At 71.7% G+C, this 212-nt stretch carries 1 protein-coding gene; it reads right to left on the bottom strand.

Annotated elements, in window-relative coordinates; genetic code table 11:
* On the bottom strand, window positions 1-212 hold a 212-nt coding region (locus JR065_RS21360; protein WP_429001899.1), incomplete at both ends, for an NAD(P)/FAD-dependent oxidoreductase.

The raw sequence follows: 212 nt of genomic DNA, 5'->3' as shown, positions 1-212 counted from the left end.
AAGATCACCTCGGTGTCGAAGCGCTCGGCATGGGCCTGCATCCGCGCCATCAGGTCCGGGCCCATCAGCCCGTGCGCGTCGCCCGGCCAGTTGTCCACCTCGGTGGTGGTCATCAGCTGCCCGCCCTGCTGCAGCCCGGTGATCACCACCGGCTTGAGGTTGGCGCGCGCGGCATACACCGCCGCCGTCCACCCGGCCGGGCCGGAACCCAG

The organism is Xanthomonas sp. (genome assembly GCF_017163755.1).
Classification (GTDB): Bacteria; Pseudomonadota; Gammaproteobacteria; order Xanthomonadales; family Xanthomonadaceae; genus Xanthomonas_A.
The sequence above is the reverse complement of the archived record's forward strand: the minus strand, read 5'-3'. Positions and strand labels throughout refer to the sequence as shown.